The 12,913-nt window shown below is 68.9% G+C and carries 9 protein-coding genes; 3 read left to right on the forward strand and 6 right to left on the reverse strand.

Annotated elements, in window-relative coordinates; genetic code table 11:
* Positions 1–2 precede the first annotated feature (2 nt).
* The 3 genes from AB3347_RS19510 to cydD are packed head-to-tail and all read right to left on the reverse strand — an operon-like array spanning position 3 to position 4,980.
* On the reverse strand, positions 3–1,601 hold the full coding sequence (locus tag AB3347_RS19510) for a cytochrome ubiquinol oxidase subunit I (RefSeq protein ID WP_369093379.1): 1,599 nt from the start codon (positions 1,599–1,601) through the stop codon (positions 3–5).
* A gap of 14 nt (positions 1,602–1,615) precedes the next feature.
* Positions 1,616–3,331, reverse strand: coding sequence for an amino acid ABC transporter ATP-binding/permease protein (locus tag AB3347_RS19515; protein ID WP_369093380.1), 1,716 nt, complete (start codon positions 3,329–3,331; stop codon positions 1,616–1,618).
* Positions 3,328–4,980 (reverse strand): thiol reductant ABC exporter subunit CydD, encoded by a 1,653-nt coding sequence (gene cydD, locus AB3347_RS19520; protein ID WP_369093486.1) that lies wholly within the window; start codon positions 4,978–4,980, stop codon positions 3,328–3,330. The genes AB3347_RS19515 and cydD overlap by 4 nt, the downstream gene beginning before the upstream one ends.
* Positions 4,981–5,240: 260 nt before the next feature.
* Here cydD and AB3347_RS19525 point away from each other — a divergent pair, with 260 nt between their 5' ends.
* Positions 5,241–5,798, forward strand: coding sequence for a GbsR/MarR family transcriptional regulator (locus AB3347_RS19525; protein WP_369093381.1), 558 nt, complete (start codon positions 5,241–5,243; stop codon positions 5,796–5,798).
* A 44-nt stretch (positions 5,799–5,842) separates the two neighbouring features.
* Here AB3347_RS19525 and AB3347_RS19530 read toward each other — a convergent pair whose 3' ends face one another.
* Genes AB3347_RS19530 through AB3347_RS19540 form a run of 3 tightly spaced genes read right to left on the reverse strand, consistent with a single transcriptional unit; the run spans position 5,843 to position 9,581 of the window.
* Positions 5,843–7,096, reverse strand: a complete 1,254-nt coding sequence (locus tag AB3347_RS19530) for a DUF2264 domain-containing protein (RefSeq protein ID WP_369093382.1) — start codon at positions 7,094–7,096, stop codon at positions 5,843–5,845.
* Positions 7,097–7,107: 11 nt separating this feature from the next.
* On the reverse strand, positions 7,108–8,286 hold the full coding sequence (locus tag AB3347_RS19535; RefSeq protein WP_369093383.1) for a glycoside hydrolase family 88 protein: 1,179 nt from the start codon (positions 8,284–8,286) through the stop codon (positions 7,108–7,110).
* Positions 8,256–9,581, reverse strand: a complete 1,326-nt coding sequence (locus tag AB3347_RS19540) for a BNR repeat-containing protein (protein ID WP_369093384.1) — start codon at positions 9,579–9,581, stop codon at positions 8,256–8,258. The genes AB3347_RS19535 and AB3347_RS19540 overlap by 31 nt, the downstream gene beginning before the upstream one ends.
* A gap of 157 nt (positions 9,582–9,738) precedes the next feature.
* On the opposite strand from AB3347_RS19540, the gene AB3347_RS19545 reads away from it, so the two are divergent.
* Positions 9,739–12,087 (forward strand): beta-galactosidase, encoded by a 2,349-nt coding sequence (locus tag AB3347_RS19545; protein ID WP_369093385.1) that lies wholly within the window; start codon positions 9,739–9,741, stop codon positions 12,085–12,087.
* A 119-nt stretch (positions 12,088–12,206) separates the two neighbouring features.
* A complete protein-coding gene (locus AB3347_RS19550; RefSeq protein ID WP_369093386.1) occupies positions 12,207–12,902 on the forward strand; it encodes a MarC family protein in 696 nt (231 codons plus the stop codon).
* Positions 12,903–12,913 lie beyond the last annotated feature (11 nt).

Below are 12,913 nucleotides of genomic sequence, written 5' to 3' on the forward strand. Positions count from 1 at the left end.
TGTCACTCCGCAGTAGCGAGGGATGCGCGCGGCGCGGCCGCGTGCGCTGGAATGGTGGCGGACGGGCGCTGCGCCGGTTCCGGCTCCGGCCCCTTGCGGATCGCCTTGAGCATCAGCTTCATCTCGACCACGATCAGGATCGTGTACAGCACGACGAAGCCCAGCAGCGTTGCCAGCACCGACTGGATACCCAGGTTCGAGACCGCGACCGCGGTCGGCAGCACGCCTTCGATGGCCCAGGGCTGGCGTCCCAGTTCGGCCACCAGCCAGCCGGCTTCGGCGGCAATCCAGGGCAGCGGGATCGACCACACGGCCAGCCTGAGCAGCCAGCGGTGGGCGTCCAGGCGGCGCCGCGCCGACAGCACGAAGAAGGTCGCGGTCAGCACGATGAAATAGATGCCGAGGGCCACCATTACACGGAAGGACCAGAACAGCGGGGCGACCTGGGGAATGGTGTCGTGCGCGGCCTGGCGGATCTGCGCTTCAGTGGCGCGGCGCGGATCGTCGACGTAGCGCTTGAGCAGCAGCGCATAGCCCAGCACCGCGCTGTGTTCCTCGAAGCGTGCCTGCAGCGCCGCCGGCACCGGGGCGCCGTTCAGGGCGCGGATCTGTTCGAGCGCGTCATAGGCCTGCAGGCCCTGGCGGATGCGCACCTGCGCCAGCTGCTCCAGGTCGTGGATGCCGGGGATTTCGGTATCGAGCGAACGCGTGCCGATCAGGCCCATCACCCAGGGGATGTGGATGGCGTAGTGCGTCTCGCGCGCCTCCTGGTCGGGGAAGCCGAAGGCGGTAAAGGCGGCCGGCGCCGGTTCGGTATGCCACATGGCTTCGATCGCCGCCAGCTTCATCTTCTGGTGCTCGGTCGAGAGGTAGCCGCTTTCGTCGCCAAGCACCACCACCGACAGCGAGGCGGCCAGGCCGAAGGAAGCGGCGACCGTCATCGAGCGCCTGGCCAGGTCGGCGTGGCGCCCCTTGAGCAGGAACCAGGCCGACACACCCAGCACGAACAGCGCGGCCACCACGTAGCCGGCCGAGACCGTATGCACGAACTTGGCCTGGGCCACCGGATTGGCGAGCACCGCGCCGAAGTCGGTGACTTCCATGCGCATGGTTTGCGGGTTGAGGGCGGCGCCGACCGGGTTCTGCATCCAGCCGTTGGCGATCAGGATCCACAGCGCGGAGAAATTGGTGCCGAGCGCGGTCAGCCAGGTCACGACCAGGTGCTGCACCTTGCTCAGGCGATCCCAGCCGAAGAAGAACAGGCCGACGAAGGTGGCTTCCAGGAAGAAGGCCATCAAGCCTTCCAGCGCGAGCGGCGCGCCGAACACGTCGCCCACGTAGTGGCTGTAGTAGCTCCAGTTCATGCCGAACTGGAACTCCATCACGAGGCCGGTCGAGACCCCGATCGCGAAGTTAATCCCGAACAGCACGCCCCAGAACTTGGTCATCTGCCGCCAGATGGGACGGCCGGTCATGACGTAGACCGTCTCCATGATGGCGAGCAGCATCGACAGCCCCAGTGTCAGGGGGACGAACAGGAAGTGGTAGAGCGCCGTCAGGGCGAACTGTAGTCGGGAGAGCCCGACGACATCGAGGTCCATGGCGTGATCCTTTCTTATTGTTGAAAAGTGGTGGGGCGGTCGCGCAGCGCGGCCAGCGCGGCGTCGAAGTCGATGCCGCCGCGGCGCAGCTCGGCGACGATCCGGCCTTCGTCCATGACGAGCAGGCGGTCGGCCAGGGCGGCTTCGCGGCGCAGGTGGGTCGCGACCAGCAGGGTGCGGCCGTCGGCATGGCCGGCCAGGCGCGCCAGCACGTCGGCGGCAGTGACGTCGTCGAGCCCTTCGGTGGGTTCGTCGAGCAGCCAGAACGGCGCATCGCGCAGCAGCAGGCGCGCCAGCGCCAGGCGCCGCGCCTGCCCGCCGGACAGACCGAGGCCGCCCTCGCCCAGGGGCGTGCCGAGTCCGTGCGCGAAGCGGCGCACTTCGCGCCCCAGGCCGGCCGCGTCCAGCGCCTCCCACAGGCGCCCGTCGTCGGCCTGCGGCGCGGCCAGACGCAAGTTGTCGCGCAGGCTGTCCTGGAACAGTTCGGTTTTCTGCGTCAGCCAGGTGCAGGGCATGGCGTCCACCCGCCCGCTGCTGGCCGCGATTTCGCCGGCGGCCAATGCCAGCAGGGTCGACTTGCCTGCGCCGCTCAGGCCGATCAAGGCAACCCGCTCGCCGCGCCCGATGCGCAGGCTGACGGGGTGCAGCGCAGGCTGGGCGCGGCCGGAATAGGCCACGCCGGCCCCGTGCAGGTGCAAGGCCGCGTCGCCGGCGTAGACGGGCGGCGTGGTCCGGGCGGCGGCACGCAGGCGCGGCGCCAGGCGGCGCGCTGCCAGGCGGCTGCGTCCGGCCTCGATGGCGCCGCGCCGCAGCGCGGCAAAGGGCTCGAGCGCGGCCAGCGAGAGCAGCAGCGCCAGGGCGGCCAGCGGCGCGTCGATCCTGCCCTGCTGCGCCAGCCAGCCGGCGCCCAGCAGCACGGCCGCCACGCCGAGGTGGCCGGCCGCGGCATAGGCCCAGCCGGCGCGCGTTTCGAGGCGGTGCAGCGCATCGTCGGCCTGCGCCAGGCGCGCGTCGGTGGCCGCCAGCCGTGCGCACTGGGCGCCAAGCCGGCCTGCCATGACCAGGTCGGTCTGGCCCGCCACCAGGTCGGCGGTCTGTTCACGCAGCCGTTCCAGCGCCTGGGCGCGGCGCAGGGCCAGCGGCGTCGCGCGGCGTGCGGCAAGCAGCGCGATGCCCCAGCCGCAGGCCAGCAGCCAGAGCAGCATGGCCAGGCCGAGGCGCCAGTCGAGCGCGCCGAGCACGGCGCTTGCCAGCAGGGCGGCGCCGAGGGCGGCAATGGCCGGCACCAGCAGGCGCAGGTACACCGTTTCCAGGGCGTCGACGTCATTCGTGAGGCGAAACAGCAGGCGCGCCGGACGGCGCAGCAGCAAACGCGCCGCCATCGGCTCGGCCCAGCCGCGGAACAGGCGTTCGCGCAGGGAAGCCAGCACCGCCAGGCTTGCGTCATGGGTGGTCACGCGCTCGAAGTAGCGCGAGAAGGTCCGGCCCAGCGCCAGCAAGCGGATCGCCGCGCTGGGCACGAACACGTTGAAGGCCAGCGCGGCCGCGGCCGACAAGCCGGCCAGACCGGTCGCCGTGATGAACCAGCCCGAGGTGCCGAGCAGCGCCATGCCGGCCAGCACGGTGAGCGTGGCAAGCAGCGCGCCCAGCAGCAGGCGGCGTCCGCCGCCCGCCAGGTACAGGCGGGCGACCACTGCCAGCTCGTCCTTGCGTGTATCCGCATCCTTCATGCCGCCTCCAGGGCCGCGTCGCGGCGGCCGACATGCACCACGCGCCCGATGCGCGCAGCCAGCACCGGGTCGTGGGTCGCCACCACCAGGGTGCGGCCGTGCGACAACGCGAGCAGCGAATCGATGACGCAGGATGCGCTTGCACGATCGAGGTGGGCAGTCGGCTCGTCGGCCAGCAGCAGGCCGGTGCCATGCGCGGCCACGGCGCGCGCCAGCGCCAGGCGCACCAGCTCGCCGCCCGACAGGCCGGCGCCCCCCTCGCCCAGGCGCGCGTCCGGTACCGCATGCCGCACGCGCCCCAGGCCGGAACGGCGCAGCGCCGCGGCGGCGGCGGCGCCGTCGACGCCGGGCCGGCCGAGGGCGACGTTGCCGCGCACCGTGCCCGGGAACAGGTGCGGCGCCTGTCCGATCCAGGCGATGCGTGCGCGCAACGTGGCGGCATGCTCCTCGTCCAGCGGCATGCCGTCGATGCGCACGCTGCCGCCCGACGGCGCGGCCAGACCGGCCATCAAGGCCAGCAGCGTGCTCTTGCCGCTGCCGCTCGGACCGACCAGCGCGACATGCTCGCCAGGCGCGATGGACAGCGCAAGGTCCTCGAACAGCGGCGCTTCTCCGTCATGCGCGAAACGCAGCGCCTCGATCTCGATGCGCACAGGCCGCTGCGCCTGCGCGTCTGCGCCGCCGTCTGCCAGCGCGCCGGGCATGCGCATGCCCGGCTCGCGCAAGCGGTCGAGCGTCGCCAGGGCAGCTTCGCCAGCCGCCTTGTCGTGCCATGCCGCCGCCAGTTCACGCAGCGGCTCGAAAAACGCCGGGGCCAGCAACAGGATGAACAGGGCTTCGCCCAGGCCGAGCCGGCTGCCCCAGGCGCCGCCGGGAAAATCGCCGAGGAGGTGGAAACCGACGTACACGGCCACCAGGGCAACGGCCAGCGCCGCGAACAGCTCGAGCGCGGTGGACGACAGGAAGGCAATGCGCAGTACCCGCATGGTGCTGGTGCGCAGTGCCTGCGCCGTATCGCGCAAGCGGCGCGCGCTCAGGTCCACGGCGCCGAGCGCGCGCAGGGTCGACAGGCCGCGCAAACGGTCCAGCAGGAAGCCGTTCATGCCGCCCATCACCTGCAGCTGCTGCTCGCTGGCTGCCTTGGCGCGCCAGCCGATGACTGCCATGAACACCGGAATCAAGGGCGCGGCCAGCAGCAGGATCAGCGCAGCGACCCATGACTGGATCGCCACCACCACGGCGATGACGGGCGGCACCAGCGCCAGCTTCCAGCGCGCTCCCTGGTAACGCACCAGCCAGGGCAGCACGGCTTCGGCCTGCTCTGCCATCGCACTGGCCGCCGCACCGGATGCGGGGCGGCCGCGGTCGAGCGGAGAACGGCGCGCCAGCATGGCGGCCGCCTCGGCGCGCAGTGCCCCGAGGAAGCGGCGCGCGTCGGCGAATACCCGGCGCGCGCCCCAGGCCTCGAGCGAAGCGCGCAGCAGTCCGAGCAACAGAAAGGCGAGCGCCGGCACGGTCACTGCCTGCACGCCCGCGCCGTCGGCGATGCCCTGCACCGCCAGCGCCAGCAGGAAGGCCTGCGGGATCCAGATCAGGGCGGCGCCGGCCTGTGCCAGGTGGCCGCCGGCACCGATCGCCTTTGCCTCCATGTGCACGGCGCCATCGACGATGGGGCCGGACGGGGCCGTCCGGGCGGCGGTGCGACTAGCGTGCGAATCCATGTTTCCGGCCTACGAGCGACAACAATCAAACGATTCATCCACCCTCAGATTTGAGAGTTTTTTGAATTTTCAAGAATTAGTGAAATTATGCGCCGTGGATCAGGCTTTGTCACGGATACCCGCCTGGCTTAGTCGGGAATTGGCGAGCGTGCGATAATCGGTTTTTCAGTTCTGATCATTGCGCGACCGTGACTCCACTCGTCCAGACCTTTGTCAGCCATTTCGGCGAAATGGGAAGCCGCTGGGGCATCAATCGCACGGTCGGGCAGATCTATGCCCTGCTGTTCGTGACCGAACAGCAGCTCAACGCCGACGAGATCGGCGAGAAACTGGGCATTTCGCGCTCCAATGTGAGCATCGGCCTCAAGGAGCTGCAGTCCTGGGGCCTGGTGCGGATCCACCGGATCCCCGGAGACCGCCGCGAATATTTCACTTCCCTGGGCGACGTCTGGGAGATCTTCCGGGTGGTGGCGGCCGAACGCCGCCGGCGCGAGGTGGCGCCGACCCTGTCGGTGCTGCGCGAATCCTTGCTGGTGCAGGCCGAGCGGCCCGAAGACGTGTTCGCGCAGCAGCGCATGCGCGAAATGCACGACCTGGTCGACCTGGCCAACAACTGGTTCGACGATCTGCAGCGCCTGTCGCCGGAATCCCTGGCCCAGCTCATGAAGATGGGCGGCAAGGTGCAGAAGCTGCTGTCGGCCAAGGACAAGCTGTTCGGCGGCGGGAGCAAGGACAGCCGGGACTGATTGTTCCAGCCGCTCGCCGGGCGGCCATGCGCCCGTACCGGATATCAGTACTTCACCGGATAGTCCTTCGGGAAGCTGCGTCCGCTGAAGGCCTTCTTCTGGGTCCAGTCCTGGCCCGGCGCGGTCCAGAAGCTGTCGCCGGCGGGCAGGCCCAGGGCCAGCAGGCTCGTGGACGCGATGTACATGCTGCCGTTGTTCGAGTACACGTCTCCCAGTCCGGGCTGGTGGCCGCGAAAGCCGATGGTCAGGAAGCCGTCGTCGGTGAAGTTGCCGGGCGCATCCCAGATGGCGCGGTGCACCGCATGCAGGGCGGCGCGCACCTGCCCTTCCGGCAGCGAGGCCGGCAGCTGCTTGCGCCAGGCCAGCAGCGCCAGCGGCTGGAAGGCGGCGCTGCGGTAGGTGAGCGAGCGGCCGATCGGCGGATAGCTGCCCTCGGGGCCGATGAAGCGCTCCAGGTGTTCGCCATAGCGTTGCGCGCGCCTGGTGGCCTGGGCCAGCAGTTCCTGCGGCTTGGCCTGCCAGAACGGCGCCCGCTTCGCGACCAGCACGTCGAGCACCTCCAGCAGCATCGGGTACATGACGTAGGCGTTGTAGTAATCGAAGTGAAAATCCTTGCCGTCCTTGATCCAGCCGTCGCCGACATACCACTCGTTGATCTGGCGGATCGCGCCGTTCATGCGGATCGGGTCGGCCTCCTCCCCGATCGACAGCAGCCAGGCTTCGTTCATGGCGGCGAACAACAGCCAGTTGGTGTGCGGGGGATCGACGCGGCGCAGGCCCTTGATCTCGGCGACGATGCGCGCCTTGGTGGCGGCGTCGAGCGGCTCCCACAATGCCTTGGGTGCGCGCAGCAGGGCATTGGTGAAATAGGCGGAATCGACCAGGGCCTGGCCTTCTCCCTTCCATGTCAGATAGTCCTGGCTGCCCGGATCGACCGCGTTGGCATAGCTTTGCAGCGCCATCTGCTGCAAACGCCGGCGCAGGCTGCCCTCTTCGCTGCCGTCCACCGGCAGCGCGAGCCAGGGCGCGATGCCCGCCATCAGGCGGCCGAAGCACTCGAGGTAGGCCACCGACGCGGCGCGGCCATCCCAGGTGGGGCTCAGTTCGAGCGGGAACCGCTTTTTCAGTTCTCCCTTCGACATCAGGCTCAGTACCGGCTCGGCCATCCGTTGCAGGAGGCGCAGCAGGTAGGCGCGTTCGCCGTTCGCCGCTGGTGCCGCCGGGGCTGTGCCGGCCGCGAGCATGCCGGGGACGGCGGCGCCGGCGGCGAACGCGCGCATGAAGTGTCGACGTTCCATGTCTGCCTTCCTTATCGATCCGCCAGGCGCGCCATCTCCGCCGCGGCCAGCAGCACGGCCCCGACGCCGAACGGCGCGGTCGAGTTCTGGTCGACGAGCTGACCGGGAATCGCGCGCTCGCCGATCGGCTGGACATAACCCACCTTGCCGTCGGCCTGTACGGCCAGCGTCGTCAGGTAGCGCCAGCCGCGCTGCGCCGCCGGCAGGTAAGCCTCGCGCGGCAGCAGGCCATGATTGATCCCCCATAGCAGCCCATAGGTGAAGAACGCGGTGCCGCTGGTCTCCGGCCCCGGGGCGTGCGCAGGGTCGAGCATGCTGCGGGTCCAGTAGCCCTCGGGCTGCTGGCTGCGCAGCAGCGCTGCCGCCATCGCCCGGTAACGCTCCACGTAGCGGGCGCGATGGGGGTCGTCCTGCGGCAGGTCCGCCAGCACCTTTGCCAGTCCCGCGAACACCCAGCCATCGCCGCGCGCCCAGAAATCCTTCTTGCCGCTGCTGCTCTTGTGCTTCGGGTAGACGTACTTGGCGTCGCGGTAGTACAGCTGTTCGCCGGGGTCGTACATGATGCCGTCCGCGTACGCGAAGTACTCGTGCAGCTTGTCCAGGTACTGGCGGTTTCCCGTGATCCGGTACATCTTGGTCATGACCGGCATGACCATGTACAAGCCGTCGGCCCACCACCAGTAATCCTTGTTGGGGGTGCTCATCTGGTACTCCATCACCTCGCGGGCGCGGGCGATCCTGCGCGGGTCATTCTCCAGTCGATACAGGTCGGCATAGGTCTGGAAGCAGATCTGCCAGTCGCCGAACAGCACGTGCTCGGGGGTCTCGCCGTAGTTGTACTTCCAGCGCGCCTTGTCGTTTGAAGCCGCGCCCTGCCAGGCGTTATGCTCGGCCCATTCCTCGGAGTAGCGCCGGTATTCCTCCTTGCCGGTCACGCGGTAGGCTTCGATGTTGCCGGTGTGGTAGGCCGCGACGTCCCAGAAGGCCCACTGCTTCGCGGGGGTAGTCGACTGCCAGTAGGTGTTGACCTTGTCGATCACGGCGACCGCCTCGCTGCGCCTGACACCCGCGTCGGATGCCGGCGCCGCTGCACAGCCGCCCAGCACGACGCTCAGCGCGACCAGCATGCCGGTGAAGTATTTTTTGGGGTTCATCTCGTTCATGGTGTGGGTGGACAGGCCGGTGTCCATTCCAGTACGCCGACCTTCGTCGGGCCGCTGGGCAGGACGCCTTCGGCATCGGCCTGGTGGACGGTTTGCAGATAAAGGTTGAGTTGGCCGGAGCTGCCCCACAATTCGGTGTCGAAGCTCGGCTCCCATGCGCCCACCGCGCGGTCGAGCAGGTCGAACACCTGCCAGCCGCCGCGCCGCAGCTCGCTCGTGCAGGCCACGGACACCTTGTTGCCCCGCTCTTCGTCGCGGAACAGCAGCCAGGCGCCCGCGCCATCGAGCAGGATTTGCGGACGCGAGATCGGGATCGCCTTGGTCCCCATGCCGGACAGCGAGAACGGCGCGCGCCGGAAGCCCAGGTCCTGCGCGCGCCAGGCCTGGCCGTCGTGGACCACCACGCGGTATTGCGGCACGGCGGAGGCGGCGTCGCGCCAATAGCTCGCGATGACGGGATTGCCGTCGCGGTCGGCCGCCATGGCGGTCTGGTTGATCAATTCACTCCCTTGCGGGATACGCGCCGCCACTTCGGCGCTGCCTGCCGTGATCGGCAACACATAGCGCTCTCCGTTGCTGCGTTCCCAGCTGCGGCCGCCGTCGCGCGAACGGGCGTAGGCCAGGTCATGGTTGCTGGCGACGTCGGGCGACTCGCGCCATACCCAGGACAGGTGCAGCGTCCCGGCCCGGTCGACGAAGGCCTGCCAGTAGGCGTTGCGCCGCCCTTCTCCGCTCAGCAGATTGTCCTGCAGCCGGGTCCAGCTGCGGCTTTCCGGGTCGTAGCGGTTGAGCACCAGGTTGCCGCGGCCGGAGCCGCCGTCGCGGTACAGGAACAGCAGCCCGCCTTGCGGCATGCGGTAGAACTCGGGGTAGGAGACGGAAGCTTCGCCGCGCCCGGTCATCGCTTCCTGGGGACCGAGTGTGAGCGCGCCGGGCGCCGTGCCGCGGGCGTAGCGCAAGGGACCATTATGGTGGTCCCAGGCCACGTGCAGGGTGCCGGCGCCGTCGACCATGATGCTGATGCTGTTGTGCGCATCGCGCGCATTGCCCAGGTACTGGGTGGGCGCCAGCTGCCATAGCAGGTCGCCCGGGCGGCGCTTGCCCAGCACCACCCTGCCGGCGGCATCGTAGAAGGCGATGTACTGCTGGCCTTCGTGGGTGACGAGGGAATTCTTGCGGAACACCACGGCATTGACCGAGTTGGCCGCCCAGCCATCCGCCACCTCGACGATGCGCGCGCCGTCACCCTGCTTCGCGGGCCCTGCGCATGCGCACAGCACGGCGGCACAGGCCAGCGAGGCCGCAACAGGGGTCCGTCTCATGATGTCTCCACGACGCCGATTCACGCGCATCGGACTACCTTACTACGGGATCCGGTGCGCCTGGAATCAACCTGATGAGCATTGTGCAGGAGCCCCTGCTACGGCACGGCGACTTCCTCTACCATGAAGGGCAGCACATTCTCGACCAGGAACCGCCATGTCCCCTCACCCATCGCGCCGCGGCTTCCTCGGCGCCGCCGCCGGCACCGCCCTTGCGTTGAGCGTACCGGGAACCGCGGCCGCCGCGCCCCGCTTCGCCATCGGCGACAAGGACTTCCTGCTCGACGGGAAGCCCCTGCAGATCCGCTGCGGCGAAATGCACTTTGCGCGCGTGCCGCGTGAATACTGGGGACACCGCCTGAAGGCGATCAAGGCGATGGGCCTGAACACGGTCTGCGCCTACCTGTTCTGGAATTACCACGAGTGGCGCGAAGGCCAGTACCGCTGGGACGGACAGCGCGACGCCGCCGAATTCTGCAGGCTGGCGCAGGCCGAAGGCCTGTGGGTGATCCTGCGACCGGGCCCCTACGCCTGCGCCGAATGGGAAATGGGCGGCCTGCCGTGGTGGCTGCTCAAGCACCCGGGCGATGCTTTCCTGCGCACCCGCGCGCCCTCATTCGTGCAGCCGGCGCGGCGCTGGCTACAGGAGGTCGGCCGGGTGCTGGCGCCGATGCAGCTGACCCAGGGCGGCCCGATCCTGATGGTGCAGGTCGAGAACGAATACGGATTCTTCGGCGAAGACCGCGACTACATGCGCCTCATGCGCCAGGCCCTGCTCGACGCGCGCTTCGATGTCCCGCTATTCCAGTGCAACCCGACCAATGCGGTGGCCAAGACCCACATCCCGGAACTGCTTTCGGTGGCCAACTTCGGCAGCGACCCGGAACGGGGTTTCAAGGCCCTGGCCAGCGTGCAGCAAGGGCCCCTGATGTGCGGCGAATACTATTCCGGCTGGTTCGACACCTGGGGCACGCCGCACAAGCGCGGCGACAATGCGCGCGCCATCCGCGACATCGACACCATGCTCAAGGCGAACGGCTCGTTCAGCCTGTACATGGCGCATGGCGGCACCACCTTCGGCCTGTGGGGCGGCTGCGACCGCCCCTTCCGTCCCGATACGACCAGCTACGACTACGACGCCCCGATCAGCGAGGCGGGCTGGCTGGGCGAGAAATTCCGTACCTACCGCGAATGCCTGAGCCGTCACCTGGCGCCCGGCGAGACCCTGCCTGCCGCGCCGGCACACTTGCCGGTGATGGCGGTTCCCGCCTTTGCACTGAGCGAGACCGCCCCCGTGTTCGCGAACCTGCCTGAAGCGGCGATCAGGGACAGCTCGCCGCGCAACATCGAGCAGTACGACATCAGCCGCGGCCTGGTCGCCTACAGCGTCACCTTGCCGCCCGGCCCGGCGGGCAAGCTGGAGGTCGCCAACGCGCGCGACCTGGCCTGGATCTACGACGGCGGACGCCTGGCGGGCACGATGGACACCCGGCAGCGCCGCTTCAGCGTCGACCTGCCCGCGCGCACCCGACCGACCAGGATAGAGATCCTGCTATACACCATCGCACGCGTGAACTTCGGTGTCGAGATCCACGACCGCAAGGGCTTGCAGGGTCCGGTCGTGTTGCGCACCAAAGACGGCGCCGCCGAAGAACTCAAGGGCTGGGGCATCCGCGCCATCGACTTCGGCGCCGACGGCGAGCTGCCGCCCTTGCGCTGGCAGGCCAAACGCGTTGCCGGCCCGGCCTTCTGGCGCGGCAGTTTCGATGCGAAGGAACGGGCCGACACCTTCCTCGACATGTCCAGCTGGGGCCAGGGCATCGTCTGGATCAATGGCCGCTGCCTGGGCCGCTACTGGAGCATCGGCCCGACCCAGACCATGTACCTGCCGGGCCCCTGGGTGAAAGCCGGCCGCAATGAAGTCGTCGTGCTCGACCTTACCGGGCCACGCGCCAGCCGCATCGAAGGACGCACCACACCGATCCTGGATGAGTTGCATCCGGAGCGCGACCTCCCACGCCCGGCCAGGAATGCCCGGCCGAACCTGGCCGGCCTGACGCCGGTGCACACCGGGCAGTTCGCCGGCGGACCCGCCACCCAGGAGGTGAAGTTCGATGGGCCCGCACGCGGGCGCCAGCTGTGTCTCGAGGTGGTCGACAGCTTCGACGGCAAGCCTCACGCGGCCGTAGCCGAACTCGCCCTGCTCGGCCCGGACGGCAAGCCCATGAACCAGAGCGCCTGGACCATCGCCTACGCCAGCAGCGAGGAAGCGCACAAGGAAGACGGCGGCGCCCTGAACGCCATCAACGGCCAGACCAGCGACTACTGGCATACGGCCTACGGCCAGGAAGTGCATCCGGGCCCGGCGCGGCTGATCATCGACCTGGGCGCGTCCACCGAGATTGCGGGCCTGCGCTACACGCCGCGCCAGGGACCGGACACGGTTACGGGCCGGATCCGGCGCTACCGCGTCTTTGTCGGCGACGGGCTGGTGCGACAGTTGTAAGTCGGCAGCGGGCGTCACGTTTTTTGCTCCTAGCCTATACTCTCGTTCCAGACCTTCTTGCGATGCAGCTCGCCGTCTCCTGAGCGCGACGCCTGTCGTCGTAACACGCAGAAATTGTCATGACGATCGAGTTAATGCTGGCAGCAGCCAAAAGTTTTTTGTTTGTGCTGGCAACCATGCTGCCGATCCTGAATCCGGCAGCAACAGCACCGATTTTCCTCAGCATGACCGATGGGGCATCGGCGGCGACCCGCGCCCTGCTGGCGCGCCGTATCGCGCGCAACATGTTCTGGCTGATGACCGGCTCGATGCTGATCGGTTCCTATGTGCTCGACTTCTTCGGCATCTCGCTGCCCATCGTCCGTATCGGCGGCGGCCTGCTGCTTGCCTCGGTGGCCTGGCGCCTGCTGGGGGCGACGCCGTCCACGCCCGACAGCCGGGCCGCCCTGGCCGGGGCCTACACACCCGACCATGCGCACCGCCAGGCCTTCTATCCGCTGACTTTTCCGATCAGCTGCGGTCCGGCCTCGATCTCGGTCGCCATCACCGTGGGCGTTTCCCTGCACGATGTCCGGATGGTGCTGTCACTGGCGCGGATGGGCGGCGCCCTGCTGGCGCTGGCGCTCATCGGCGTGCTGCTGTATCTCGCCTTCCGCTATGGGGAGCACTTCCTGCGCCTGATCGGCGAAGCCGGCACCGCCGTCTTCCTGCGCCTGACCGCCTTCATCCTGCTGTGCCTTGGCGTGCAGATCGTGTGGGATGGCGTCAGCGAACTGATGCTCGAGGTCCTGAGCATGCCGCCGCACCTGGTTTGACAGGAGACGAT

The organism is Massilia sp. X63 (assembly GCF_041023745.1).
GTDB lineage: Bacteria > Pseudomonadota > Gammaproteobacteria > Burkholderiales > Burkholderiaceae_D > Telluria.

Bases quoted from the DNA above. Each gene is read 5' to 3' on its own strand.
- AB3347_RS19510 (WP_369093379.1), bottom strand. From the start codon at position 1,601: ATGGACCTCGATGTCGTCGGGCTCTCCCGACTACAGTTCGCCCTGACG.
- AB3347_RS19515 (WP_369093380.1), bottom strand. From the start codon at position 3,331: ATGAAGGATGCGGATACACGCAAGGACGAGCTGGCAGTGGTCGCCCGC.
- cydD (WP_369093486.1), bottom strand. From the start codon at position 4,980: ATGGAGGCAAAGGCGATCGGTGCCGGCGGCCACCTGGCACAGGCCGGC.
- AB3347_RS19530 (WP_369093382.1), bottom strand. From the start codon at position 7,096: ATGGAACGTCGACACTTCATGCGCGCGTTCGCCGCCGGCGCCGCCGTC.
- AB3347_RS19535 (WP_369093383.1), bottom strand. From the start codon at position 8,286: ATGGACACCGGCCTGTCCACCCACACCATGAACGAGATGAACCCCAAA.
- AB3347_RS19540 (WP_369093384.1), bottom strand. From the start codon at position 9,581: ATGAGACGGACCCCTGTTGCGGCCTCGCTGGCCTGTGCCGCCGTGCTG.
- AB3347_RS19545 (WP_369093385.1), top strand. From the start codon at position 9,739: ATGTCCCCTCACCCATCGCGCCGCGGCTTCCTCGGCGCCGCCGCCGGC.
- AB3347_RS19550 (WP_369093386.1), top strand. From the start codon at position 12,207: ATGACGATCGAGTTAATGCTGGCAGCAGCCAAAAGTTTTTTGTTTGTG.